This is a genomic window from Paraburkholderia terrae (genome assembly GCF_002902925.1).
GTDB classification, from domain to species: domain Bacteria; phylum Pseudomonadota; class Gammaproteobacteria; order Burkholderiales; family Burkholderiaceae; genus Paraburkholderia; species Paraburkholderia terrae.
Window position 1 is genome coordinate 732176 of record NZ_CP026114.1, and the last position, 24264, is coordinate 756439.

23 protein-coding genes are annotated in these 24264 nt (G+C 58.6%); 4 read left to right on the top strand and 19 right to left on the bottom strand.

The features are described from left to right. Nucleotides 1-9: 9 nt before the first annotated feature. From C2L65_RS45235 to C2L65_RS45285, 10 genes are all read right to left on the bottom strand, one after another. Nucleotides 10-1440 carry a TrbI/VirB10 family protein gene (locus C2L65_RS45235; RefSeq protein WP_081921014.1) on the bottom strand — a complete coding sequence of 477 codons (1431 nt, stop codon included), beginning with the start codon at nucleotides 1438-1440 and terminating at the stop codon, nucleotides 10-12. Continuing rightward, nucleotides 1440-2396 carry a TrbG/VirB9 family P-type conjugative transfer protein gene (locus C2L65_RS45240; protein WP_042309090.1) on the bottom strand — a complete coding sequence of 319 codons (957 nt, stop codon included), beginning with the start codon at nucleotides 2394-2396 and terminating at the stop codon, nucleotides 1440-1442. The genes C2L65_RS45235 and C2L65_RS45240 overlap by 1 nt, the downstream gene beginning before the upstream one ends. Next, the gene (locus tag C2L65_RS45245) at nucleotides 2393-3250 is read right to left on the bottom strand and encodes a VirB8 family type IV secretion system protein (RefSeq protein ID WP_042309092.1); all 858 of its coding nucleotides are present in this window, start codon (nucleotides 3248-3250) and stop codon (nucleotides 2393-2395) included. Before C2L65_RS45245 ends, C2L65_RS45240 begins: the two co-directional genes overlap by 4 nt. 340 nt (nucleotides 3251-3590) lie before the next feature. Next, nucleotides 3591-4505, bottom strand: coding sequence for a TrbL/VirB6 family protein (locus tag C2L65_RS45255; RefSeq protein WP_042309094.1), 915 nt, complete (start codon nucleotides 4503-4505; stop codon nucleotides 3591-3593). A gap of 23 nt (nucleotides 4506-4528) precedes the next feature. Next, the gene (locus tag C2L65_RS45260; protein ID WP_042309096.1) at nucleotides 4529-4777 is read right to left on the bottom strand and encodes a hypothetical protein; all 249 of its coding nucleotides are present in this window, start codon (nucleotides 4775-4777) and stop codon (nucleotides 4529-4531) included. After that, a complete protein-coding gene (locus C2L65_RS45265) occupies nucleotides 4767-5444 on the bottom strand; it encodes a TrbJ/VirB5 family protein (RefSeq protein ID WP_042309160.1) in 678 nt (225 codons plus the stop codon). The genes C2L65_RS45260 and C2L65_RS45265 overlap by 11 nt, the downstream gene beginning before the upstream one ends. Nucleotides 5445-5468: 24 nt before the next feature. Then, entirely contained in the window at nucleotides 5469-8039 is a 2571-nt protein-coding gene (locus C2L65_RS45270) for a VirB4 family type IV secretion system protein (protein WP_042309098.1), read from the bottom strand. Then, the gene (locus C2L65_RS45275) at nucleotides 8036-8476 is read right to left on the bottom strand and encodes a VirB3 family type IV secretion system protein (protein ID WP_042309099.1); all 441 of its coding nucleotides are present in this window, start codon (nucleotides 8474-8476) and stop codon (nucleotides 8036-8038) included. Before C2L65_RS45275 ends, C2L65_RS45270 begins: the two co-directional genes overlap by 4 nt. A gap of 9 nt (nucleotides 8477-8485) precedes the next feature. Further along, nucleotides 8486-8848 carry a hypothetical protein gene (locus C2L65_RS45280; RefSeq protein ID WP_042309162.1) on the bottom strand — a complete coding sequence of 121 codons (363 nt, stop codon included), beginning with the start codon at nucleotides 8846-8848 and terminating at the stop codon, nucleotides 8486-8488. Between the two features lie 42 nt (nucleotides 8849-8890). After that, nucleotides 8891-9556: a lytic transglycosylase domain-containing protein gene (locus tag C2L65_RS45285; protein WP_042309102.1), complete on the bottom strand. Its 666-nt coding sequence runs from the start codon at nucleotides 9554-9556 to the stop codon at nucleotides 8891-8893. Nucleotides 9557-10034: 478 nt separating this feature from the next. Here C2L65_RS45285 and C2L65_RS45290 point away from each other — a divergent pair, with 478 nt between their 5' ends. After that, nucleotides 10035-10427 (top strand): helix-turn-helix domain-containing protein, encoded by a 393-nt coding sequence (locus C2L65_RS45290; RefSeq protein WP_042309104.1) that lies wholly within the window; start codon nucleotides 10035-10037, stop codon nucleotides 10425-10427. 14 nt (nucleotides 10428-10441) lie between these two features. Here the strand turns inward: C2L65_RS45290 and pxpA are convergent, their stop codons facing one another. The 7 genes from pxpA to C2L65_RS45315 form a co-directional block, all read right to left on the bottom strand. Beyond that, nucleotides 10442-11221: a 5-oxoprolinase subunit PxpA gene (gene pxpA, locus C2L65_RS45295; RefSeq protein WP_042309163.1), complete on the bottom strand. Its 780-nt coding sequence runs from the start codon at nucleotides 11219-11221 to the stop codon at nucleotides 10442-10444. Beyond that, nucleotides 11202-11456, bottom strand: a complete 255-nt coding sequence (locus C2L65_RS46060; RefSeq protein WP_158660449.1) for a hypothetical protein — start codon at nucleotides 11454-11456, stop codon at nucleotides 11202-11204. The genes pxpA and C2L65_RS46060 overlap by 20 nt, the downstream gene beginning before the upstream one ends. 20 nt (nucleotides 11457-11476) lie before the next feature. Further along, nucleotides 11477-12541, bottom strand: coding sequence for a TRAP transporter substrate-binding protein DctP (gene dctP / locus C2L65_RS45300; protein WP_042309106.1), 1065 nt, complete (start codon nucleotides 12539-12541; stop codon nucleotides 11477-11479). 171 nt (nucleotides 12542-12712) lie between these two features. Beyond that, the gene (locus C2L65_RS47025) at nucleotides 12713-13753 is read right to left on the bottom strand and encodes a helix-turn-helix transcriptional regulator (protein ID WP_233446752.1); all 1041 of its coding nucleotides are present in this window, start codon (nucleotides 13751-13753) and stop codon (nucleotides 12713-12715) included. 9 nt (nucleotides 13754-13762) lie between these two features. After that, on the bottom strand, nucleotides 13763-15946 hold the full coding sequence (locus C2L65_RS45310) for a bifunctional diguanylate cyclase/phosphodiesterase (protein ID WP_233446753.1): 2184 nt from the start codon (nucleotides 15944-15946) through the stop codon (nucleotides 13763-13765). Nucleotides 15947-17027: 1081 nt separating this feature from the next. Beyond that, on the bottom strand, nucleotides 17028-17318 hold the full coding sequence (locus C2L65_RS46065; RefSeq protein ID WP_156132304.1) for a hypothetical protein: 291 nt from the start codon (nucleotides 17316-17318) through the stop codon (nucleotides 17028-17030). A gap of 461 nt (nucleotides 17319-17779) precedes the next feature. Then, nucleotides 17780-18028: a hypothetical protein gene (locus tag C2L65_RS45315; protein WP_052426886.1), complete on the bottom strand. Its 249-nt coding sequence runs from the start codon at nucleotides 18026-18028 to the stop codon at nucleotides 17780-17782. Nucleotides 18029-18068: 40 nt separating this feature from the next. On the opposite strand from C2L65_RS45315, the gene C2L65_RS45320 reads away from it, so the two are divergent. The 3 genes from C2L65_RS45320 to C2L65_RS45330 all read left to right on the top strand — a co-directional run bounded on the left by C2L65_RS45320 (nucleotide 18069) and on the right by C2L65_RS45330 (nucleotide 19528). Beyond that, nucleotides 18069-18542 carry a phage integrase family protein gene (locus C2L65_RS45320; RefSeq protein WP_052426887.1) on the top strand — a complete coding sequence of 158 codons (474 nt, stop codon included), beginning with the start codon at nucleotides 18069-18071 and terminating at the stop codon, nucleotides 18540-18542. A 93-nt stretch (nucleotides 18543-18635) separates the two neighbouring features. Beyond that, complete coding sequence (locus C2L65_RS45325; RefSeq protein WP_156132305.1) at nucleotides 18636-18812, top strand: hypothetical protein; 177 nt, start codon at nucleotides 18636-18638, stop codon at nucleotides 18810-18812. A 356-nt stretch (nucleotides 18813-19168) separates the two neighbouring features. Continuing rightward, nucleotides 19169-19528, top strand: a complete 360-nt coding sequence (locus C2L65_RS45330) for a site-specific integrase (RefSeq protein ID WP_081921021.1) — start codon at nucleotides 19169-19171, stop codon at nucleotides 19526-19528. 1473 nt (nucleotides 19529-21001) lie between these two features. Here C2L65_RS45330 and C2L65_RS45335 read toward each other — a convergent pair. Together C2L65_RS45335 and C2L65_RS45340 are read right to left on the bottom strand one after the other, a co-directional pair. Next, on the bottom strand, nucleotides 21002-21979 hold the full coding sequence (locus C2L65_RS45335; protein WP_042309169.1) for a ParB/RepB/Spo0J family partition protein: 978 nt from the start codon (nucleotides 21977-21979) through the stop codon (nucleotides 21002-21004). Next, nucleotides 21976-23187: a ParA family protein gene (locus tag C2L65_RS45340; protein WP_042309108.1), complete on the bottom strand. Its 1212-nt coding sequence runs from the start codon at nucleotides 23185-23187 to the stop codon at nucleotides 21976-21978. Before C2L65_RS45340 ends, C2L65_RS45335 begins: the two co-directional genes overlap by 4 nt. Nucleotides 23188-24264 lie beyond the last annotated feature (1077 nt).

Sequence of the window (24264 nt, forward strand, 5' to 3'; positions counted from 1 at the left end):
CTCTCGTCCTCATCGCTGGTTCGTCTGTTCAATCTCGTTTCCGTCGAGACCGACGTTCTGGTAGACACCGCGCAGATCAACGTCGCGCGCAACAAAGATGTTGATCACCGAGCCCTGGTTCGAATAGGCGGTCGGCGGGATGTTGATGGTGCTGCGCAGCGTCTCGGCGGCCACATCCTGCGTCGCGTTCGAACTGTTCGAAAAGGTGATCGTCTGTCCCGCTCCGATCGCCTTGTTGGCAAGTGCCTGACCGAAGTCTCCGATAAGGCTCACCATCAGTGCGCCCTTGAAGCGCAGCCAGAAGTGTTCGTCGACGTAGGCCGGAATTCCCGCCGCGCCAAGCGGATCAGTCGCTGGCGAATTCAGCGGAATGCGGACGTCGCCATCGTCGATCTCATCCCATATCGCACCGATGACGCCCTGCCCCTGGATCACGGCGTCGCGCTGCTCACCCTTGGCCAGCGCCCCCTTGCGAACGAGCAAGGTGGTGCCGTCGTCCGACCAGACATTCTGTGCGATCGGGCAGCCGATCAGGCCGGGCCGGTCGGTCCGGATCGCCGTGGCCTGTCCGCAGCGGATCATCGTGTTACGGCTGATCAGGTAGTGCCGGTCCGGACGAAACGACGCCTGCATCGGCTGCAGCTTCGAAGGCTGCAGGGACTGGTCGAACGAGGTGCCCTTGCTGTCGCTGCTGCTACCGTTGATCTTGCTTCCACCTGCAGTGCCTTCTGAATTGCCATATGTATTGCCACCGGCGCCCTGCCCGGGTGCACCGCGCAGCGCCGACAGACCCATCGACTTCGCCATGCCCGCGAAGCCGCTGCCGGATCCGGCATCGCTATCACTGCCCGAACCGCCGCGCCCTTCGTCGGACGCAACGGGGTCGCTGCCGTCAGCCCCGTCTGTGCGAGCTGAGCCTGCATCATCGGATCGCGACGCCAGGACACTGCCGCGCAGGCGTCGCTCCGCCGGCGTGAGCGGTCGCGGCTGGCTGCTGGTGGTCATCTGAATGCCGGTAACCCCAGGCTGCGAGGCCGCGCCAGCCGGCGTGGCAAGGTTCGATCGCGCGGCTGATGCGGCAGCCGCCGCCGCTGCCGCATCCGAAGCCTCGCGATCCCGTTCCTGTTCGTCTCGCTTGATGCGCGCCTTCTGTGACTCGAGATCTGCGCCCGTTTCACGGCTCGCCGAATCTTTCGGTTTGTTCAGCGCTGCCTGCTTCGCGTCCTGATGCTGCTGGAAGATGCGCTGCAGGTAGATCGTCACGCCCGAGGCGCCCAGCGCAATCATGGCCAGCGCGACAAGCGCAAGCCGCACCTTGCCGACGCGCGTCTTGCGGCGTCCCGGCAGATCAAGTGACGCCTGAGATGCCTGAGGTCCGGTGTCGTGCGGTGAAGCGTTCGAGAGTTCATTGGGTTCGGTCATGGTGTTTTCATCCGTCATCAGCTACCAGGCCTGGCGGTGCCGGATCCAGCACGTTCACGCGACAGACGCGCGGTGCCTGGCAGGGACGAGCCGGACGCGTTGTAACGGCCATCGGGCGCGTAGCCGTCATTGCGGATGCCCAATACCGACTGGCCGTAACGAATCACAAATTCCCTGGAGACCTCATGCGCAACCACCGTATCGCCCTCCATGTGAAAGTTCACCGTCGCTTCGCCGCCGTCCGGGAGTTTCGTAAAAATGGTGGGCAGGTCCCGCGCAGTCGCATACTTGAAGTAGGTAAAGCGCCCGTCGTCCCACAAGGCCGTTGGCGCAATGGCGCGATCGCCGCGCATCATGTATTGCATGTTCATGTCGCCGCCCGAAGCCGACGTCTTGACCACTGCACCCACTGCCGCGGTCGGAGACGTCGTTGCACTCGCCGACGCGGTGACGGCTGGCGCCGCCGGGGTCGGAACTCTTGCCTGAGCGCCACCGAGCGCCTCAGCCACAGCCTGCTGACGCTTGAGTTGTGCGGCCGACGCCTTCGCGCGCGTATCCGGATAGTCGAAGCGCAATACCCACGTGGCCGGCTGCGATGCCGACACGTCAGCGAGCGATATCGTGTAGGTCCGTCGGTTGGTCACGAGCACCAGATTCGTTTCTGGCTGCATCGCGCCAGGCTTCAGCAGCGCGCCGCTGTCGTTCATCGCCATGTGCCATGCCTTTGCGTCGCCGATGCCCGCTCCGTGATCGATGATGTGTTCCCCAGGCTCGAACTGGATCATCACTGCACGCCCGGGCATGGTTGCGACGCGGTACACCTGGTCAGGATCGTACGAAGCGCACTGCACATGCGGGTCCGCTCCACAGCTACGCGGCGTATCGAGCGCAAAAGCGCACGTGCCCGTCGCCACGAATACGACAAGCGCAACCGAAGGCCGGGTGAGAAGTAGATCCAGCGGACACACCGTCATGTCCCGCCCCCGGCCGGCGGCGCAGTGGCTGCACCCGACGCCGCGCCATCGGGTGTCGCGTCGGCAGGCGCACGCGTCCAGTCCCGGGTAGCCGTGTAGCTCGTGCAGCGAAAGCCATCCGGGTCAATGTCCTGCTCATCCTGCTTTTCGGGCACGTTCACGCGCGCGAAGGCGACCGTCGCGATCCAGTACGTCGGATCGGGACGCCGGGTCGCGACGTTTAGTGGGATGGCCTGGCGGGAAAAGAAAACCTGCGCGGTCGAGCCGACAAAGGTGATCGACCCCACCTTTGCAATCACACGCCATTTGTCCTTGAGCATCTTGAGTGGCCCCGTTGCTCCGCGAATGAACGTGTCGTAGGCACTTTTCTCCTGATCGTCGCTCATCAGCATGACGGCACTGTGCGCATCCTGGATCGTCTCCCAATCGTAGCTTTCGCGTAACTCGACGTATATGTGCAGGTCGTGACGGTCCGTTTTTTCCGTGAAGGACACATGGCCGTTGGCCGTAGTGGGCAGAACGTCTACTTTGCCAGTGGCATCATTGATCCTCAGCACGGCGGGTGGATTCGGTCGCTTTAGTAGTCCTAAAGCTCCCATGCCAAAAACAGCAGCAAGTGCAACACTGCCAGACAGGATCGAGCGTCGATCCGCGATCCGCGCCTTTTCTTCGGCGGCCTGTACTTTTGAACGCTCGAAATCCTGTGCCTGTTTCAGATACCACGCTACAGCGTCACGCTCGTCTGCAGTGACGTTCGCCGACGACTGCGCATGACAGATGGTCTCGGAACTTTTTAGCTTACGTCTGCTTCCGGGGTCCATCGCGGCAAACCACTGTCTGATCCGTGCCGGCATTGCGTCCTCACTTCGATTCCGTACGGCTCAGCTGCGCCGCTGGCTGGTTGACAGGGACCCACTGACCAGTTGGTTCAGGTGGTTTAGGTGGCGAGCTGCAAGCGACTAGTTGTGTGATCACCACTACCCCGCCCAGCACACGAATCACTCCCGGTGAGCGAGCACCATTGCATTGGTTGTTCATCTCTCCCTTCTCCTTTCGTTTCTCAGTGGAAGCAATGATCAAAGTACCCGCACACGTTGGACAGCACTGACAGAGCAAATCCGGCAAACGTCAACCAGCAGACCGCGAGCAGCCACCAGCGAATCATCCGTGTCATTAAAGGGTTCACATTACCTCCTACGCCTCGGCAATCGAACCGCCAGTCTTAGACGAACCACTGCCACCCCTCCTCGCCCCGGCCATAAGGGCTCGGCCAACTGTTCCAAGCTTGCCAGTCATAGTCGAAATGCCGATTCCACTCGCGAGCGCCGACGCCAGTCCGGGGAGATTTAGTGCGACGATGAAAAACACCAGGCCCATTGCATCAATCTCGACCACCTGCTTCATCGTCGGAAAGGAGGAACCGGCCGGTGCAATCTTCTGTGCGAAAGCGACCTCGATCGCGCCAGCGCCGGCAAAAAGACTCACGAGGAGAGCGTAATTGAGACACTGTCCCGCCCAGTTCCAGAAGAATTGCCGAACGGGAGGAAAGAGCGCTGCTGAAATAAACAGGGGGCCAAGAGCGAGCAGCAGCTCGAGGGCGAATTTGGCGAGAATGATGTAGGCAACGGCAAGTGCCATAAATGGCGTTGCGAAGATGACCATCACAGTGATCACCCACACAGCGCCAATGATCTGGAAATTGTGAGCATTGTCGTAAATCTGAGCACACGCATTGATGTACGCACTCAGCAGACTATCCAGACCTGAAATCGGGTTCGACTGCCCCGTAATCGCACTCGCCAGTTCTTCGCCGAGACCGTTGGCAAACGGCACGATGTAGGTCGTGTAGAACTGAATGTTCATTCCGCATGTCAGGATGAATGCCCAGGTCGCCATGCGCATGAGGAAATCGTTGATTGGTTCGTCATTGCGTCCCTGCCAGTACGTCCAGCAAATCAGGAGCACATAGATGCTGAAGCACACAGCCATGAGCGGCGATATCAATCCTATGATGCGGGTGGATCCGGACGTTATGGTCGTCAGTACGTTCGCATCAAAATCCGCAGTTATATCCGAAAAGATCGTCGTGGTGATCGGTGTATAGGACATAACGGTGCTCCCATGGAATCGCACTACTGCTGCATCGCCTTCCTGACAACTTCACTTGCCTCTTTGTCGGCTTGCCTCTGTTCCGGCGTTTCTTCCTGTTCAAGCTTTTCAGGGGTGGTCCCGAGCAGATGCGCCTTAAATTCAAGCTCTTGCCGGTGTTCGGCTGCCTCCTGCATGTTGTGCTGATGGCGATCCCATGCGAGATAACCAAGGTAGCCTGCGATCGCGATCAGGAGGCCAATGATGGTCGACAGAAGTGCCTTATTGGTCATTGGGTCCTCCGAGGAAAGAGTTCTTGAATTCGCGGTCCCGTTGCTCTTGGGCAAGCCTGATTTCGTTTTCCTGCAACCGTGCCGTCACCTGCAGTCGCGTCTGGTCGTTCGTGACCATTGCCTCTTCGGCCGCTATACGGTTCTGCAGGTCGGCCTTCTGTGCAGGATCCTGCGTCATATTCGATAGCTGCATGAGCGACTGGATGTTGTTGAAACGCGCCACGATCGCGGTATATGCCTGCTCGTTCATCGCCTTGTTGGTCGCCAGCGTGTCGTAATAGCGTTGCTGGCCAGCGGTTGCCGCGCCTGTCATGCCTTCCTGCTGTTCGATGATCCGCATCGACGAGCTGACGCCCGAAAGCCCCCCGGCCTTCGCCTGGATGTAGATGTCCTGCCATTCTTCGGGCAGATAGTTGCGCAGTGCGGGATTGTTGCTGATCAGACCGAGGCTACTGTTGCCGGTAAGTGCCTGGTACTGCGCCTCCTGATTCTGGACCTGCTGGATAAGCTGCCGTACCATCACCATCTGCTGTGCAAGCTCGGCCGGCGAGATGGTGGGAACCCCCTGGGCGTGCGCAGTCGCCGCGGCGCAGAAGACTGTCGCTACCATGATGACGCGAGGCGGAATGGCCCGATACTGAGTCGGCACTGCGAGGTTGGATTTCATGGATTCCTCCATCACGTAAGACGTTCAGACAAGGGGCTCGTTGGTCATCTCAACATTTGCAGTCAAATAAATCGCAGCCAGCTCCAAGCGTTTACGCCCGAGCGCGTCATGCAACTCTTCCGCCCACAGTTGCTCGTCGGCGCCATGCTTTGCGGTCAGACGAGTTCGCTGCCTGCGTTCGAACACGCGCAGGAGATACACCGGCAGCCACGCACCCGGGTCGTCGCCCATCTCAGCGCGTACTTCATCGAGCATCAGCACGTTCTCCCGGTCGCCCGAGAAGACCGCGATCGCATCATCAAGGCCACTCAGGTCGAAACTGGCGAAGGCCGACTGGTTGCCCTGCTTTATCAGGAAGCAGCGCGACTGGGCCGTGAGTTTCCTGAACTCCCGGAATTCCTTTCGCGTCATGCCATCGCGCAGATAGGGCGCTTCTTCGGCAGCCGGGTCGGCAAGATAGATTTTGGTAGCAATGAGGCTGCGCAACGCCGGATACAGGTCTGCAGCCTTTTGAGCCTGCTCTGGCTGCTGCGTGACGAGCCCGATGAACTCACCTTCCTTGCGGCCGCTCGCGAGCGTCTCTTCGATCTGTTCACGGATCGTGCGAAACCGGATTGGCAGCCAGTATTCCTCGATGATCGTCGCCATCAACAGACCATCACGGCGCATCAGCGTCTTCAGGTGGAACAGCCAGGCGAACGCGGGTTCAGACGGTTCGTAGTTCTCGACAAGGAACGTCTCGACGTCGAAGCCGATGCAACGCTGTCCACTCATGTTCAGCGACAGGTTGGGCGGGTTGTCGAATACCCACCAGAAACGCCCCGCTTCCGACTTGCACCAGATCGATAGTCGGGCGCGCAGGCAGTCATCGCCCTCATCTGGAATGCTGTCCAGCAAGAGGCTGAAGCGGCGCAGACGCACGTCTTCGATGTCCATCACAGCATCAACAGCGTTGCGGCACTGCATTTTCTCCGCGGCGCTCAGGTCGATCCGGATCTGCTTGCCCTGATGGTCGACACCATTCCTGCGGCCACACAGTTCGACGAGACCGTAGAGAAACTCGCGATTCTCGGGCGCATCGGCGAGCTCAAACGGCGCCCAACCTGTAGGCTTGCCCTTTTCCAGATACACGTACACACCGCCCATGGCGCGAACAAAGACTTCCCACCCCCGGCCCTTGTCCAGCACGTACAGCAGCGGTTCGAACCGGAGCAGCATGCCGATGGCAGCAGCGATGAGAGTCGTTTTGCCTGTGCCCGTTGTTCCTTTGGCTTCGAAATGACCGGCCAGCTTTTCTGCTACGTTGATGTCGCCCAGACGCGTCGCATGAAAGTTGAAATTGAAGACGTTGCCGGCACTGGTGCGAAACGGAATGATTGCCGAACCGTCACCGATCGGGTTGCCTTCAGCCTTGCCGGTCGAGTAGTCGTGGCACGCATGCATCGCGGCGAAGTTTCGCGACGACTGAACCTTCGGCCGTGGTTTTACCTTCGCGCCAGGCACTTGGGAAAAATATGTGAACGGCGCCGAGCCCGTGGCAGTCATCCATTCGACGCCGCACTCGTTCAGCGAGCGGGACACGAACAAATCTCCATTCGCGATCGCTTCTTTGGCCGTTTCACCATAAATCACGGCCGCGCCGTGATACTCACCGAAACTCAGTTCGCCCGTGTTGACGTATCCCTGAGCCTCTCGCATTTCCTTGACCTGATGCTTCGCCTTGTCACCGGCCGATTCCAGTTTGTTGATCGCGGAATCAACGGTGCGGTTGGCTTCGAACCCGGTCATGCAGTTAAACGACTGCGTGATGGTAAATTCCATCGGCAGCGTCAGCAGTGGGTTCAACTGTCCCCAGCCTGGTTTGTCTGGAAAACCCCGCAAATCATGACAGGTCGCATACTGGCGCAACGGCGTGACTCCCGGCCCACGAATGGCCACAGTGTTGTAACCGAAGTGAAGCCAACTGGACGGGATGACGTCGGTACCCGGTTCGGCTGCGACCGGCACATCAGTCCAGGTTGCGTTGACCAGATCGCTCACAAAACTGTACTGTTTTGAGAACAGCATCTTTGTGCCGTTCATGTGCTGACGCTCGTACACCTCCAGCTGTTCAGCCTCATAGTCCACCAGGTGCAGCAGCGACTGCTGTGCGAGCGATTCGATTTCCTTCAGTCCATCGTCAAAGTCGTCGTATTTCAGGATCAACGACAGGTAGTAGCGGTTTTCGTAAAACCTGTCTTCATTAAAGCGGCCGACATACTCCCTCGAGAACCACTGCATGAAACGTGGATTGAATCTGTAATTCCGGCCAAACTTCACCAGCCGGCGGGTAAAGGTCGCGTGGTAACCCAGGCGTCCACCAAGATCACGCCCCAGCTTGCTGTACGTATCGGTGTCGCGGTCGAACATTCGCTCGATCGCGACGTTCTCATGTACCTCAAACGGCACGCCGCGCTCGACGAGCGTCACCATGAAGCGGTTTCCCTCAAGATGTTGCACGTGTTTCTTAACCGGATGACCAAACTTCGGCATCCAGTCTTCGATTGCACCGAGGCTGCCGAGCACGTCACTCGAAATTCCAGGCTTGCGTGTCATGACTCTTCCGGCTCAAGCTCGCGCAGGCGACTCATGCCGCGTGGCGACGGTTTAAAGAAATCCCGATAGACCCGGCGCTGTCGACCATAGCGTAGCGGTGCGAGCGTTACAGTGTTGCCAAAACGGGGGGCCGCTCGCCTGGAGTTGACCAACGCACGAAGCTTCAGTGTCCAGAAATAGGCGCGGCAGCGCATCTCGAGCCACATAATTCGTAGACCTTGATCGTCCGTCTCGCATACGTGCTTGAAGTACATCAGCACCGGCACACCGAGAAACACGAACAGAAGTCCACCAGGACCGACTATGAAGGCGATGAGCACACCCGCGAACATCGACGATACGACCACCACCAACATCGCCATGTAGGGAACGCCCCAGATTGTCGCCGTGCGGCCAAGACCGTTGAAGCCAGGATAGCGAGCTTTTTCGTCCAGCATGGCAGATGCTCAGGTAAACAGGTTCCACAGATAGGGAGCAAGCACACCAACCACGGCACCCACCACCGCGACCTTGCCGCCTAGTGTGATGAATTCGCTCCAGTGCGCGCGATCCGCCCAGCACTCGGCCCCTTTCCATAGCAGCACACACGATGCGCAGACCCCGAGGAAGGTGTAAAGCCAGATCCTGAATGTGTTCGCTCCCTGCGTCGCCGAATCCAGACCGCCCCCTGCAAGCACGCGTTGCGGGCCAACGATTGCTCCGAGCAGCAATGCCATGTATAGCGCATCGACAAACCGTCGCAATTTTCTGAAAAATACACATTTACTGCGTCGTACTAATTTAATAAGTCTGGATTTATCGTGATACATTGACTCCTCCATTGGGTTGAATTTACCGCCCGGGCGGTTTTATCACTTGCACGTTCCTTCGTCGCATTGGTAGTCGCCAAAGGCATCCCACGCGGGGTGCGACTCGCTGCGATTACTGCCAGGGCTGAGGGTCTTCTTGATGTCGGGGATCCGGATGGTTCCGGGTCCATCTCCTAACTGTGCATCGGGCATGCGCTTCGTAACAAGACGTATCGCGGGAACGACACCGGTCGAGTCAGTCAAAGAACGAGCGCCGGCGACCACGCGCTGAACGTAGCTAGTGCCGCGATAGTCCTCGACGAGACCACGCGTGAAATTGCCGCTGTAGTAACAGCTGATTGCGGCCCGAAGCGCCAAGGCACCTTGCCCCTTCGCTACGACTGCCCTGTCGTAGCAGTCATGCAGAATCGCACTGCCAGCTCGCAGATTCGCACACGGGTCAAAAGCGGTCTCGTAAGTCAGCCCGTAGCGTGCGAGGTTGACCGAATTGACCTGTGTTAGGCCAACACTGAAATTGACCCTTAGCGCAGCTAGGGTATGAGCTGTCGCGATAGCTTCAGTAAGGTCGTGCGGCTGCCGCTCAAGATGGCCTCCGACTACGCCGATAGCATAAGGATTGAATCCGGATTCGGTCCGTACCACAGCTTCCATAGTGGTGGCGTGAACTATCGGTGCACATTGCTGAGCCAACACGGCGAAATCAAGCATAACGCGCTCCCTTGCCTCTGCCTCATGTCCCGCGGCCGCTAGACAGGATGACGACTATAGTCATTGCAGACCTCGCAGGTTTCAATAAGCTTTATGGACGACACGGAAACTCGTACGCCGATGCCGACCGTTCCACCTCACCTACCCTTTGCGACCAGCCGACGGCTTGTCCGACAGCAGCACTGACGCGCCTGTGTTCAGCTGATCTTGGACGCCAGCATCCACTCCTAACGAAGCCGATGCGTTGCGTGCACATGACTTCTCTTCAGGCGCTCTTCCGATACTCCATTCACGATATTGCGGTGTATCCCATGCTTCTTCGCCCAGCTCACAGCGAAGGCGCCATCGGATCAAACTCTTGCGAGGCTTCCCTTCAAGGGTTTTGAATGGGATGCAAGCACCCCTATACTGAGCAAGGTTGTTCAATTTCATACAATATAGGCACGTTTGTGCCAATAGTCAATATTTAGGCACATTTATGCCAGAAACTTTTGGTGCCAGGCTAATTACCGAACGCGAACGGCTAGGACTAGCACAGGGCGATATGCAGTCAATTGTCGGTGTCAGTCGTCGCGCGCAATTTAATTACGAACAGTCTGTACGGCTACCCGATGTCGGTTATCTAGCTGCTCTTGCGACGCATGGCTTCGACCTCACATACCTAGTAACCGGAAAGCGGGCGCCTCGCCACGGTTCCATAGACGAGGACTTGTTGCGGCACGTACTTATTGCAATCGACAACGCGCTTCCCGTCGAGCCGATCAACGCGGCGAAGAAGGCAAAACTCGTCGCGCTCGTCTATCAAAGTGCCTCGGAGACCGGGCAGATCGATCCACTTCTGGTTCGAAAGGCTATTGACCTTGCCTCCTGAAAGACCTTGGTTACTCAACTTACGTCTCCCAGAATGCATTGTGTCGCGCGAAAAGCGAGCGCCCGAATGCCTGCGTTTGATAGCGAGGCACGGATCCGCCTCGTGAATTCAACCGCGTGCGGTCCATCGCCGTGCAGACATAGCGTTTTCGGGTTGATGTTGATCCAGGTATCATCCAACGTTTTTACCCGGCCATCACCTGCCATACCGATGGCCTGCTCGCACGCCAGTACATCGGTCTCAAGTACCGCATTCGGATAGGAACGAGGAACGAGCTTACCCTCTCGTATATACGCCCGGTCGGCAGACCCTTCGTCAATCGCAACCAGTCCTTCGTCACGTGCAATACGCACGAGTTGACCGCCAGCGAGATCAAACACTGCCAGTTCGACATCCATGTCCCGAACCGCACGCACAATGGCGCGGGCAATATCTGCATCTTCCTCGGCCTGGTTGTACAACGCGCCGTGCGGCTTCACATGCGCGAGCCGGCCGCCAAGCCCGGCGACCACCGCAGCCAGTGCTCCCGTCTGATATTGCACACCCGCATATACCTCATCAGGGGACAAAGTCATCCACGCCCTGCCAAAATTCTCGCGGTCTGGGAAACTTTGGTGCACACCAATCGCGACACCTCTGTGAATTGCCTCATTCGTGACGCGGCGCATAGTTAGTGGATCGCCGGCATGCCATCCACACTCGACGTTGGCCGACGTGGCGTACTCGAGCAGTTCGCTGTCGTGTCCAAACCCTTCACCCAAGTCAACATTCAGATCAATTGTTTTTGCGCACATCATCTGTCGACTCCTGTTCTGACTCGCAGCTACCACCGGTGCGAACCATGCTGTCACCGATAAAGGTGTTGTCGAACTCGCATAACTGGTGGTCCACGCGAACGTGTGTAGCCCATTCAGCGGCTACACCCGCTCTCCACGGCAACAGAACGTCGGCGCGCTCGCCGTTAGACAAATGAACCGTACCGACGGCAATAAGCACTCCATACGTGATGAAGACAATCAAAAATGCCACGCACGAGCGCACGTATGCCGCTATCCGCGGATAGTGCCACCGACTTCGATCAGATCGAGTGGACATGAGTCTTGCGCCGCAGGCGCCTCCCGGTTCTGAAACGCTTTAATGATCCCGGCGTCGCCGAGTGAACCTCGCGATAACCATTCACGAACTCGCGCCTCGCCAGCTTTATGAAGCCGCATGTTCAACTCTGCATCGAATGTTGAGTTGACGACTACTCCTGCTCGCTGCATTTCGGCGTAGTTCGCCTGAATCCGAGCAGGAAGGGACCTCCACTGCGCGCGTCTCGCATTCATCGCCACCTCGTCAAGCTCACGCCTAGTTTTCTCTGGCAGTACGTCGTAGCGCGCCCGGCTCATCACCACAAATGACACGGGGTATGCATAGTAGATGGCACTGAAATTCGACAGATCCGCCTGGAGCGACCTTCCCACTGCCCCATCACCCGACGACAAAACTGCGTCAATGCCACCGACGTGCAACTGCCACTCGACGTCCCGGATGGGCAGCGTAGTTGCGTGAGCCCCGAGCGGCCCCATGACGGCAGCTGAAGATTTGTCGTATGTCCGTACGCGAAGATTTGCGATGTCTCCAATGGCTGCCACGGGCTGACGGGTCCAAAGCCCGGTGGGGGGCCAAGGGGATATGAAAAGCAGATGCAACCCTGCACGCGACAGAGCACGTTGGTATGCTGGTCCCGCCAGGCATGCTAGGCGTCCAGACTCCTCGACCGAGTTAACCATAAAAGGCAACGTCGGCAATTCGAAGATCGGATCGAAGGATGCCAGGGTCCCAGCGAACACGTCCGCGACTTGTACGCTGTCGCCGAGCACCGCCGCCACGAGATCGGTTGCTGCAGCCATATCCCTGGATTCGATCCGGCCAGTAAGAGCACCTCCCGTCTGTCTAGCCAATGCCGTCGCGAAGGACTCAACTCCTCTGCCCGCCACTGTATCCGCCGGGTGGTCGGAGGCGATGGTCCATGTCTGGTCTGCATACACTACCTCGTCTGCCAGTCCGCTCGCAAAAGCAATGACCAGCACTGTATGCCTAATGAGTTGTCCTAATCTGGCGAGATTCATCAAAGCTGTTCCACAAAGGCGACCGCATCCCGCTGTAAGCGGATAATCAGGTCCGGTGGAAGCAACTTTAGCCAAAAACGCGATGTCAGAACCAACCGGATTTTGACATTCACAAGCGACCGATTTTTTGATATGGTTTCAGGCTAACCGTGACAAACGCTATCGCGTAAGTCAGTCAAGCAACCCCTTGTCGATGGCCATGGCGACAGCGCGGGTGATATGCGATACGCCTAGCTTCCTGTTGATTTTCTGAAAGATGTCATAGACAGTTCGCTCCGACACGCCGAGCGTGTCTGCGACGTTGCAGGCTGTTCGCCCCGCACGTACAAGACGCAAGACAGCCTGCTCGCGCTTGTCCAGAGCAACCCTGCTTGCCTCCTCGTCACGCAGCGCGTCGATATGCCAGTTGAGCACTTCATCCGCGAGCGCCCGCATCAGCACGCGATGCCTGTCCTGCCAGAGCACTCGCTCGCCTTCCGGCTGGGGCAGTCCGTTGCCAATCTGCAGCAGGCCGATCACTGTACCGGAGGGACGGTGCACTGGACACACTACGGCGCTTCGAAAGCCATAGCGCGCGGCCACATCTTTAGCCCGGTGGTCATCACCGAGCGCCTCGATATCGCTGGCGAGCGTCGATGTACTGTTTCTCAAGGCGTAGTCGAGCGAAGGGTCCTTCCTGTACCACTGCTGGCTGATATACGCGTGCATCCAGCCAGGATGACACCCAATGAGGCAGCGCTGGTCGGTTATTGCTCTGGTTCTGTCAGGTACATGTAACCAGCGATAAGTATAGGAGCGGCCACCCAATTGCGGTACCACGCGCCCCATGATCTTCATCAACTCTCCCTCATTTGTGGAAGCGCGGATGTGACAAATTTCGTCGAGCGGATCACGTAAGGGCTGCCCTGATTCTGGCTGAGCCGATCGGTTTGCCAGTTGTTCACGGTAAAGTCGGTCGATGCATTGATACTGGGCCCGAAGATGATCGGCATAGGGATCCGCAGCGACGAACTCTAGCAACGTATCATCTTCGTCGATCGACAGGACCTGCGTAAACGTTGCACCATCGCGCCTAATAAGCTGTCGTTCTAGCAAGCAGGTTGCATTCGTTTGCCGCATTCGCAATAAGACACGATCGCGCGAAACGTGGACGTCCACCTCGAATATGACCTCACCGAAACGGTCTGCGCGGTCGGCGACTTCTTTCAGCATGGCAATGCCCTACGCTGCCCGACCGGCACGCATTCTGTCAGGGACAATGGGCCTGCCAAAATAGAAGCCCTGCACTTCGATGTCCCCGAAGCGGCGTAGCCAGTTCGCCTGCTCCTCAGTTTCGACGCCTTCAACCACGAGGGAAAGTCCAAGATTGCGCGCGAGGAAAACTATGCTCCTGAACGTCGCCAGCGCTGTCCTGTTGCCAGGAACGCCCTGCGTGAAACTCCGGTCGATCTTCACGCCGTCAACAATCAGATTGGTCAGTTGGGAAAGCGACGAATACCCGGTACCGAAGTCATCCAGCATCACCCTCACCCCGAGCCGTCGTAGCTCCTGAAGTCGCCGACCGACAAGAGCCGAGTCTTCGAGGATGGCCGTTTCTGTGATTTCCACTTTCAACCGTCGGGCGGCAATCGAATGCCGCTCGAGACATCGACGTATCACGTTGACGAGGTCGCCGTGAACCAGTTGTGCGGCCGAAACATTCACAGACATATAAAGCCGGCGCGTATCGACTTCTCGCCATTCACTGAGTTGGGTACAGGCTGTCTCTAGAATCAATTCGCCGATGGGAATGATGAAACCCGTACTTTCAGCAAACGGGATAAATTCAGCTGGCGCGATGACGCCTTTTTCTGGATGTCGCCAGCGCACAAGCGCTTCAATACCCTGCGTCTCTCCCGAATCCAGAGACACGATCGGCTGATACTCCAAAAAAAACTCGCGATTCTCGATTGCATACTGCAATTCCTGTTGCCGCTCGATGTCCCGCATCGCGCGGACTGACAGATCCGGAGTGTAGGCATGGAATCGACTTGCATTTGCTGATCTGCCCTTTTCCTTTGCAGCATACATCGCGAGGTCTGCCTGCCTCAGCAGATCATAGGCAGCATCGAAACCGAACTCGTAGACGGCGACACCTATGCTTACTCGCATCACGTAGCTGTTGCCACGCAGCCCGAACGCCAGCTCGAATGCGTCGATGATGGATTGAGCCATACGGTGTGCAACACCCTTGGCGTCGGTGCACTCGACGAGAACCACAAATTCGTCTCCACCGACGCGCGCGACGATCGACTTCTCTCCAGAAACGTTCACCAGACGCCGCGCAACATTCTGAAGCAGCTCATCCCCAATTTGATGACCTAGCGCATCGTTGATCCGCTTGAAGTTGTCAAGGTCCACAAAAAGTAGTGCCAGCCTGCCGAGTGAATTTTCGCGCTCAATGCACCGACGCAGGGATTCCGTCAGCAGGTATCGGTTGGGCAAACCGGTGAGTGCGTCTGTTTCCGCGAGATGCTGCATGTCCGCTCTGGCAAAGGCTAAACGCGACATCGTCGCGGTGATGATCGCTGCGGCCGTCAGTAACACGACCGTGAGAACACTCGCTAGCAGGAGATATAGATCCTTGGCGTGCCTGTATCCGGCTAGAGCATTGTTTTCGGATATGCCGACTATGACGCCCACCGGAAAACGCGTGGAATGTAGGTACGTGACGAAGCGACGCATGTGATCGACAGGATCGGTGAGAGCGTCAGCTCCTGCGTTGAGCATTGCTCGATACCCGGATGCCGGAGTGCCTATAGGCGACGTCGACACACCAGCTGCGAGGCGTGAGAGCAAATAACCATTGTCGGACATCACCAAGAGCATGCCGCCCACGCCGACGGCGTCGAGATGGTAGAAGCCTGTGGTGAGAAAATTGGGATCCTCCGAGACAACGACGACGCCCGCAAATGAGCCGTCAGGGTTGTTCAGTCGACGGGTGAACTGCAACGTCCAGTGATGGGACAGTCGACCGAGCACTGGCTGGCTAATGTAGAGACCGAGATTGGGATCTCGTTTGTGGGCGACGAAGTGGGGCCTGTCGCTCAGATTAATTGGCTTGACGTCTGGAGTCGTTGTCTGCAACACCTCGCCGGTTGGTCCAACGACGGTGACCTGCAATGCGGTGTCAGCTGAAACAAGCCCCTTCCCTTTCAGCGTATCGAGACGAAAGGTGGAAGGAGACCGCTCGTACTCATACTTAACCAACTTCACAGCAACGTCGGCGTCATGCACCGTCTTGTCGATATGCGCAACAAACGACGTTGCAACTTGGGAGGTCGCCTCAGAAACCGCGCTGCGCGCCTCCAGTTTTTCGGTGTGGATCCTGGTGATCGTGATGATCCAGATTCCCAGGATCAGCAAGAGCGCGCCTGCGGGGATCCAAAACAAGCTCAGTGCGAACGAGGGGAGGTGCAAGAGCCAGATTCTTGACGATCTCCCGCCTTCGTTGGGCTTCGCATACGCCATCAGGGCACCTCGCCGCACCATGATTCGTCCGAGCATTGACGGTACCGCGGTTTTCCCAGATATTCAGTTACGAAATGTTACATGCCCAATGCATGTATACAAACGCAACCACAGCGCTGGCAATCTCGCCTAATTACTTTGCGAATTGACCAAATGGGTAAGGGCGTTGCTGTGTCCTCCTGATATGGATTCGGCCCGCGGCATGGCGGGCTTTCCTTTGCGTTTCGAGCATGCGCGACACCCTGGAGGCGAAAGTCCCCTATCCAGCCTTATGGTTGGCGAAGCCGCAAGGACGTCGTCGTGAGGCGGAATCCGAAGGAAGAGTGGAACAAAACCAACGACCTGGCGAACAGAAACCCGATGCGAGGGAGACTTGGTCGGTCGAGGGAGCAAAGGATCACGATGCCCCAACCATCAAATGCCGGGCGGTAATGTTGGCAGGTGTCGGCAGTGTGCATATCTCGAGAAGTCTGCACGACAATGGTTGCCGAATATTTTAGTAGACGGTGAGAAAACACTAGATCGACACGAACCATGTGTCATCAATCGTAGGCGGCGCTGCCGACCCACAAAGTCAAAGTTATCCCCAAGGTCGGCATTAACCCATCAAATTCTGGATTAATACCGCTTCCAGTTCCGACTCCAGAATCTATCCCGGATTTCAAGAAACTCGAGATCGAAGGGATTGCGCATTGCCTCCTCGAGCGCGAGGCGTCATCTGTCCGGAATCGGCAGCCTCGTTGCGGCACCCCGGCTTTCGTGGTGAAGTGACTTAACGGTCGCCTTCCAGCCTGCGGGGTTTCGTGCATGGAGGCATCCTGGTGTGCACACACGGATGGGGCACCCGCTTTCATGTTGGTCACGACAAATTACGTATCAAATACTACTAATTTGCCATATCGTGCGGACGCCCATACAAAACCTGCATCAACGGGCAATAACACTACTTCGTGCTCGATTATCGTGAAACGTTACCTCAAGTTGGACAGCTAAATGCCTGTATCAAAACAATAATATCATTTCGTTTTTCTTTGCATGATTGTTTCACAGAGCGAAAAATAGGAATGGAGCGCACAAGTCTCTGAGTGGCGATGGGGATGAAAGAGTCCCTGCGGGCACCGGTCAAAACTAAAACAACTCGGCCCCACCCCGCTCGAATTTCTGCGGATCCTGGTGACAGAGTATTTCCCCATTCCTCGGCCAACTGCGCCACACCGAGCCGCCCGATCACTAACCCACGACGCTTGATCGCAACCAGTTCTGCCATGGCTACTCTGCGCCAGGAAAGCCGAACAGATCCGCCGACCTTAGGCAAATACGGAGGCCTTTTTGAGTTATGAAGGTTAACATCCACCAAAAATCTGTCGCGAAAGGATAATGAAAGAATATTCTCTCCGATGTTTCGGATTTTTACTTCTTGACGGAGGCAGACGAAAATCCTGTCACAGAAAAGCCATTTCGTTATCATCGGATGCCCGGACAGGGCCGCGGCGGCGCCGGATCACGACATACCGTGGCGTGACCGGGCTGTGGACGCCTATCCGCCCTTACACACGTTCATCGACAGGCAGGGCGAGCACGACGGCCCGGAACGACCGGCTGCCCACGCCTGCCATCGCGCGTCCGATACCAAACCCGCCGACGCATCCATAAGCCACCCTCGGCATACTGCTTACCCGACAGCACGTCACGCTGTATCGCGGCTACCTCGGGGGGGCGGTCGAGGAGTTACATCTCAGGCAATGGCGCATCGCGACCTTGCGCGGTGCGGTGGCCGCCGCCGCTCGACGTGCGCGCGATACCGAGGCCGCGCACCTGCTGCGCCGGAAGCGGGGCAGTATTCCTGCCGCCGAGCTGCACGGCCGCGACGACGTGCCGACGCTCGAGGCGTACCGCGACTAGGTAGACCCGGATGGCGTCCACGGCGAGGCGGCCCTCCGCGAGTTCGCCGCGCGTCGACAGGAAGATCGCCCGCAACGCCGGCTTACGAGTGCGCCAGCCGGCGGCGCATGTCCGGATGGAATCGGACCTCGCCGAGGCGCCCAATCCCGCCCACCAAGTCGACTGCTGGTTCGAGCCCGTCGTGGCGGCGCGGCTGGCCGTCGCGGGACTCACCATCGTCGCCGACCTGCTGGCGCTGATCCGGCGCCGCCAGCAGCGCTGGTACACCTCCGTGCCGCGGCTCGGTCCCAAAGGCGCAGAGCGCATCACGGGTTGGCTGTCGCTGCATGCTGCGTCACAGGGCGAGCCGTCGCCTCTTGCCACCACGCCGCGGTGGCAGTTCGTGGCCGGTCATCCGGCACTCGCACGGACACCCCGGCTGGGGACATTGATTGACGTAATGCCGCTGGAATCACTGCAGGCGATACCGCTACCGGCCGAACTCGACGGCTCGCAGGGCCTCAACCGCGGCCACACCTCGACCATCAGATCGCGCTCGACCGCGCTCTCGACGCATCCATGGGTGGATCGCAGGCTGCGGTGCGGATAGTTTGCAAACCGGCGCAAAGCGGAACGGTTGCTACGGTGGTCAATCATCGTCAGGCGCAAGCCGCTGTCGTCGCTGAACACACTGGACCTTGACATGTACATCAAGCGGTTTCTCGCCGATCCACAGCCAGCCGGGCGCTGGGTCGGCCAGGGCAAAGCGGAACGACTCGATCCGGCATGGCGGCCCTTCACCAAGCCGCTCCCTGGCAGCGGCCGTGAAATCGCCCGGAAGCTGCTGTCGGCCATGCGCAGCTGGCTGATCAGGCAGTAGTACCTGCCAGTCAATCCGGTCCACGGCCTGCCTAAGGTAGGTAACACGAAGCGGGCGGGCGCCGTGGCGGGCCGGACCCTAACGCACGCACAGTGGCGTTTCGTGCTGTAGCCGATCAGCCGGCCGGATCCTACGCCAGCCGACCAGTGCGATTATTTCTCGCTGCTGCTGGCCGATGCGACGGGGCTGCGCCGCGCGAAACTCGTGGCCGCCACTACTGGCGCCCTGTCACGCGAGGCGCTCGACGACGCATGGACCCTGCAGGTCCGAGGGCAAAGGCCGGCGCGAGCGGCTGGTGCCGATGCCCGTGCAGCTGATACAGGCGATCGCGACTCGCTGCAGGTACGGCCAGGGCCATGCACGCTGCAGACCGCGCCAGTTGGTACTCCATTCATCGGCCATCACAAAACGAGCCGACCACTGACACCCGACGCGCCAGCCCGCGTCTGCAAGCGCATCGTTACGCGCGCCGCGCAACAGCTCGAGTTGCCTATCCAGGCGGCGCGGCCGATCTGCGACGGGCGAGCAGCCACGGACTACGGCACACGCACGCGAACCACGCGCGCGATGCGGGCAGTGACCTACGCGACGTGCAGACGGATCTGGGGCATGCCGGCCTCAGCACGACCACTCACTATACGAAAGGGAATGACGCCCGACGCTACCAGGCCGTTAATGGGTTCTTCGAGGACGCGCTATCAGCGGGCGGGACGTAGCGGCTCTTGCGGCACAAGGCTCTGTGCGCTTCGGATGAAGATCAACCCGGCACCCGCGCGTCTCGACGTCAAGGCGGGATTTCTCCAAAACCACCAGCCTTTTACCTCGCTGATTGCGTGTCTAGAGTCTAGACACATTCACACGTCACCTACCGCCGCCGACGTTTCAGGGCGCCGCTGTCGCGTGTCGACCGACTCAAACGTGGAAGAACAATGCGCCTGAGAGCGTGGTGGGAATGGACGCATGTCCCGCCCCTCGACCGCCTGTCGATGGCCACTCGCCCCTTGGGCAGTTCCAGCGCGCATGAACGGATACCCGCATCGTCCTGGCAACGCGCGGCCGGGACGAAGAGGTGCCGATGGCCATGCGTTATCGTCTTCCGCGGACGGCTTCCTGCGTAGCCTTTACACAGCGTTGGAAGGCCCGCACCCTGCGTGGCGCTGCCCCGCAGGCCGCGTGCCCGACGACAGCGTTTAGGCCATGCGCGCCGGGAGCAGCCACCCGCGGCGACAGGCAGTGGAGGTCGGGTAGGGTCCAGACATGCACGAGGTAACGGGGATGACGCAAGCATTCTGCGGTCCACGGCCGGCCCTGTCATTCGGCAACTCTGGCCATTGACGCGCCGCTGCACGCGAGTATGTGAAGGTTACGTGCTGCCCCCGGCAGGCGCCGTGCCTCGCGCTGACGCCCAACCCGCGCTGTGATCCGGTATGCAGGTCGGCGAGCAACCGTTCACACTCGATGCCCATCATCCCCGGCATCAACTGGAAGAACAGCAAGGCGGTGCGCCACCAATCCCGGTCGGACGGTCATGTCAAACCGCGGCCCTGACTCGACGTAACTGCGTACTATCAGGCGTCGTGCAGAGCCCGGGACGACCACGCTGTGTCCAGGAAGACGATCAACCGGTTGCAGAACGCGGTCGTCTTGGCCGCGCGATTGTGTACCGGGTGCAACCGGTTGTGCGTCACCAACCGTTCTTACGTCACGGGGCGAGGACGTCGGCCCACAGTCACCGCCCCGAGTCTAGAGCCGTGGTGACTTGCCGTAAGTCGCCGGAAGCTGTCGGAACTCGCCGCGTGAATCAGGGCGAGATGGTGCAATGGGCGGGACAGTACACTGTAGCAAAGGCGCGATCGCCGCGGTCTGTGGGGGTTGGCAGGCTACTCCGCGTGTCCGCACACCCCACCGGCCAGCATGCCGAAGCGGGGCGGACGAGGCAGCGAGTGGATGAAGGGGAGCCGACGTTGGCTCGCCTTGAAACCTCTCCGAGTGCGAGCCCCAACGACTATCCCACAGATCTGTCTAGACTCTAGACACTTCTCCGGCACGGGCCACTCCGCATCCGGCGGTGAGCAGATCCCCTGTCGGATATAGAAACGGGCAACGGTGTGTCTAGAGTCTAGACACACCGTTGCCCGGACGAAAAAAAACCCGCGCGAAGCGGGCTCGACTCAGGGATGCGCTGTTCCTCAGTTCGGTTTGGGGTGAGCGTGGAACATCTGGCTGATCAGCTCCCGGATCTGTGTCTCCTGTGCGTCCGTGAGGACACCAGCCCTGATCTTCACCGTGATCCCGTTGATGTCCTTCGTGATAGAACCCGCATGTTCCTTTCCGGCGAAGAACTTGTCGATGCTACGCTCACTTGCAGAATCCGTCGTCGTAGTCCGGCGTGTGGCCAACGCCTTGATGGCCGCGGCCACCTTCCCCTGGTCCATGTCGCCCTTCACCACGAGTGGCCAGAGTTCCTTCGCGGCGTTCACACCATCGTCCCCGTACTTCCTGATGGCCGTAACGATCGCCTGGGCGGCCGTCCCGCCAAGCAGCCGTGGCTGGATGTCGAGATCTTTCCTGATGAAGTCAGGCAGATTTTCAAACGAGAGGAACTGGTAAAGCCCACTGCGCGACATCCCGAGTGCCTCGGCCATCCGCTTACGGTCGGGAAATTCTTTCTCGGTCTGTCTGATAGACATCGCGATCTCATAGTCAGACAGGTCGTCACGACTCACGTTCTCCACCAGCGCCAGCACGGCCATGTCTGCGTCGGAGCACTCCACGACCACAGCCTTCACGGCGTCGAGTCCCACCATCTTGTGCGCGCGCCACCGACGCTCGCCCGCCACAATCTGATAGACATCGTCGGAGCGACGGACCACGATGGGCTGCATCAGTCCGACTTCACGAATGGACTCCGCCAGTTCTGAGAGCCTCGCCTCGTTGAATACCCTTCGCGGCTGCCAGGGGTTCGGCACGATGTCCGAGACCGCCAGTTGCGTCGCCGCGCCAGTGGACTCCAGCTCCTGCACACGGAGTTGCGCGACGGCAAGCGCACCGGCAAGGCCAGGCGCCGTCTGCGTCCGGTTGCTGCGCTTGACCTCATCTTCCTTGATCGACGAAGTCGCCCGGATACCCGACGTCTTGGCCAGCAGTTGCTCTCGCATGTTACTCATTGCGCGTTCCTCCATTTTTCTGCATAGATTTCGTCTACCCAACGGCAGTAGTCGACAAGCGGCTGTCGTACACGCTGCAACGATTTGGCCGCGCTGTGGGTACTGCTGACGTCGAATACCGTTGAGAATGCCAGCGCTCCCGTACTCATCACGGAACTGGCCGGCACTTCAATCGAATGCAGCCAGCTCTCGTATGCGCTCTGTGCCCATGCGCGCACGATCGGTGCGGACGACGTACGTCCGTAGTCGACTCTTGAAAGCATCAGTGAGATAAAGTCGTATTTTTTGTCCTGCTCATATTTGATGAAGCTCTTCGACACGTCTGAAAACAGTCGCCAGAACGACAGCGAGCTGATGAAATCCAGGTTTTCCGGAACCATTGGCATGACCATCGCATCGGCCGCCAGGAGTGCATTCAGGTTCAGGTACGACAGCGAAGGCGACGTATCCATCAGGATGTAGTCGTAACGTTTGCGTAGCGGCTCAAGACCCTGCCGAAGTACCGTCCAGAACCGGAACCCTGGCTTCATCTTCTGCATCGCGGGCAGATGGAACTCGGCACCAATCAGTTCCGTGTGCGCCGGAATCACGTCAAGCCCATCCCAGTACGTCGACTGAACCCTTGCTTCCAGACCGCCGTCGACTTCCTGATCGTAGATGTACGGCAGCACGGTGTCGTCCGGCGTGACGTCCTTTTCTGCGTACAACCCGCACAGTTCAGATAGCGAGGCTTGTGGGTCGAGATCGACGACAAGCACCTTGCGCCCACGCAACGTCAGCCCCTGTGCAAGGCACATGGTTGTGGTGGTCTTCGCCGAGCCCCCCTTCAACTGGGCCGTTATGACGATTTTGCCTTCCGGTTCACGCGTTCCCGTCACGAGCGGCGTCTGGTAGATATCAGAGACTTTCTGGACCCAGATGCGCGCTTCTTCCAGCGTGAACGTGCGGGTGCGGCCGGTGCCTGCGGCAGTGCCGGGCGGCAACTCGCCATCGCTCTTGGTGGCGAGATACTGGACCTGCGAATGAGAGATGTTGCACATCTCCGCAATCTCCCCTGTTTTAAAAACAGGCGCAGCTTTTCGAGGTCGGGGAGCGAGAATGGTGTCACGCAGTTCGTCTGTAAAAATCGAAACCCTTTCAGCGAACTGGCTAATCTGCTCAAGAGGAACCGTTCGATCTACAGCAGGAAGTTGGCTCGTTTTCACCATTCTGAGGTTTATCCGAAAATTTCGATAAACCTCAGAATACAGGAAACACTTGAAATTTTCCCTATAAAGCGCTGTTTTTCATGCGAAGTTCCGAAAAAACAACCGTCATCGCGACGATTTGTCAAACTTCGGTGCGATCGCAGCCGAAGCACAACATGTCTGCGCATCCGTAACCGCTGCGATCCCGTCGCGGAGAGGGGCCTGCAGTCGGTCTAAGCGTCACCGACTGGGGCGGCAAGGTGAGGTCATTTGTGCGCGTTCGAAGACGCACGCCATTATGCCAAAACGGCTTTGCTTAAAATTGCGGCACATGGTGAGGTCCGTTGTGCACAATGTGACGCCTCGAAAACACGCACGGCCAGAAATTGCACAAACAACCTCACCTTCCTCTGATTACGACGCCGGCTGGCAATGATTTTGGCAGACCCGAGACGAGATGCACAATCAACCTCACCTTCCTATGCGCGCGTGAGCCCAAAAGCCAGGGCTTCGAGAGCGGAACAATGCGGCCAGAACTGACGCGTAGCACAATCAACCTCACCTTCAACAGATTTTCCGTTCTTGCACAATTAACCTCACCCTCCGTGAAGCATCGACAACTAACTTTTCTGAAGACGGGTTGGTTTGTTGTTTTAAAAAGTAAACCACCCGACCAACCAACAGGGACCTCGGAGTTTGTTTATTTTCAACACCTTAACCCCGGAAAGGTGAGGTGTAGTGTGCCAAAGGTGAGGTTCGCTGTGCATGAAGGTGAGTGCCGCTGTGTGACAGGGGTGAGGTCTGCTGTGCAGCAAGGTGAGGTCTGATATGCACATTTTTGCCCGTCAGTGCTTGGGTGAGGTTGGCTGTGCGCGGCGAGAGATGCGCGAGGCGGGCCCACACTGGCAACGGTTTGACGGAAGATCCGGGTCGGTGATGGTGAGGGTTGTTGTGCTGAGGTGAGGTCAATTGTGCTGGTCGTCGAGGCCCCGCGGGTGGGCAACCAGCGCCGCTGGCTGATGGTGAGGTTTTGTGTGTTGACAGCTCACCAATGGATGCTACATTCCGGGGCAGCGAAAACAAAGGGCGGATGGGAAC

What these genes read in the sequence shown, in the direction of transcription:
- C2L65_RS45340 (WP_042309108.1), bottom strand. Translation starts at nt 23,187, where the DNA reads ATGGTGAAAACGAGCCAACTTCCTGCTGTAGATCGAACGGTTCCTCTT.
- C2L65_RS45335 (WP_042309169.1), bottom strand. Translation starts at nt 21,979, where the DNA reads ATGAGTAACATGCGAGAGCAACTGCTGGCCAAGACGTCGGGTATCCGG.
- C2L65_RS47025 (WP_233446752.1), bottom strand. Translation starts at nt 13,753, where the DNA reads ATGCTGAAAGAAGTCGCCGACCGCGCAGACCGTTTCGGTGAGGTCATA.
- C2L65_RS45270 (WP_042309098.1), bottom strand. Translation starts at nt 8,039, where the DNA reads ATGACACGCAAGCCTGGAATTTCGAGTGACGTGCTCGGCAGCCTCGGT.
- C2L65_RS45240 (WP_042309090.1), bottom strand. Translation starts at nt 2,396, where the DNA reads ATGACGGTGTGTCCGCTGGATCTACTTCTCACCCGGCCTTCGGTTGCG.
- C2L65_RS45325 (WP_156132305.1), top strand. Translation starts at nt 18,636, where the DNA reads ATGTACATCAAGCGGTTTCTCGCCGATCCACAGCCAGCCGGGCGCTGG.
- C2L65_RS45245 (WP_042309092.1), bottom strand. Translation starts at nt 3,250, where the DNA reads ATGCCGGCACGGATCAGACAGTGGTTTGCCGCGATGGACCCCGGAAGC.
- C2L65_RS45265 (WP_042309160.1), bottom strand. Translation starts at nt 5,444, where the DNA reads ATGAAATCCAACCTCGCAGTGCCGACTCAGTATCGGGCCATTCCGCCT.
- C2L65_RS45280 (WP_042309162.1), bottom strand. Translation starts at nt 8,848, where the DNA reads ATGTATCACGATAAATCCAGACTTATTAAATTAGTACGACGCAGTAAA.
- dctP (WP_042309106.1), bottom strand. Translation starts at nt 12,541, where the DNA reads ATGAATCTCGCCAGATTAGGACAACTCATTAGGCATACAGTGCTGGTC.
- C2L65_RS45320 (WP_052426887.1), top strand. Translation starts at nt 18,069, where the DNA reads ATGGAATCGGACCTCGCCGAGGCGCCCAATCCCGCCCACCAAGTCGAC.
- C2L65_RS45260 (WP_042309096.1), bottom strand. Translation starts at nt 4,777, where the DNA reads ATGACCAATAAGGCACTTCTGTCGACCATCATTGGCCTCCTGATCGCG.
- pxpA (WP_042309163.1), bottom strand. Translation starts at nt 11,221, where the DNA reads ATGTGCGCAAAAACAATTGATCTGAATGTTGACTTGGGTGAAGGGTTT.
- C2L65_RS45330 (WP_081921021.1), top strand. Translation starts at nt 19,169, where the DNA reads ATGCACGCTGCAGACCGCGCCAGTTGGTACTCCATTCATCGGCCATCA.
- C2L65_RS45255 (WP_042309094.1), bottom strand. Translation starts at nt 4,505, where the DNA reads ATGTCCTATACACCGATCACCACGACGATCTTTTCGGATATAACTGCG.
- C2L65_RS45275 (WP_042309099.1), bottom strand. Translation starts at nt 8,476, where the DNA reads ATGCTGGACGAAAAAGCTCGCTATCCTGGCTTCAACGGTCTTGGCCGC.
- C2L65_RS45290 (WP_042309104.1), top strand. Translation starts at nt 10,035, where the DNA reads ATGCCAGAAACTTTTGGTGCCAGGCTAATTACCGAACGCGAACGGCTA.
- C2L65_RS45285 (WP_042309102.1), bottom strand. Translation starts at nt 9,556, where the DNA reads ATGCTTGATTTCGCCGTGTTGGCTCAGCAATGTGCACCGATAGTTCAC.
- C2L65_RS46065 (WP_156132304.1), bottom strand. Translation starts at nt 17,318, where the DNA reads ATGGCAGAACTGGTTGCGATCAAGCGTCGTGGGTTAGTGATCGGGCGG.
- C2L65_RS45235 (WP_081921014.1), bottom strand. Translation starts at nt 1,440, where the DNA reads ATGACGGATGAAAACACCATGACCGAACCCAATGAACTCTCGAACGCT.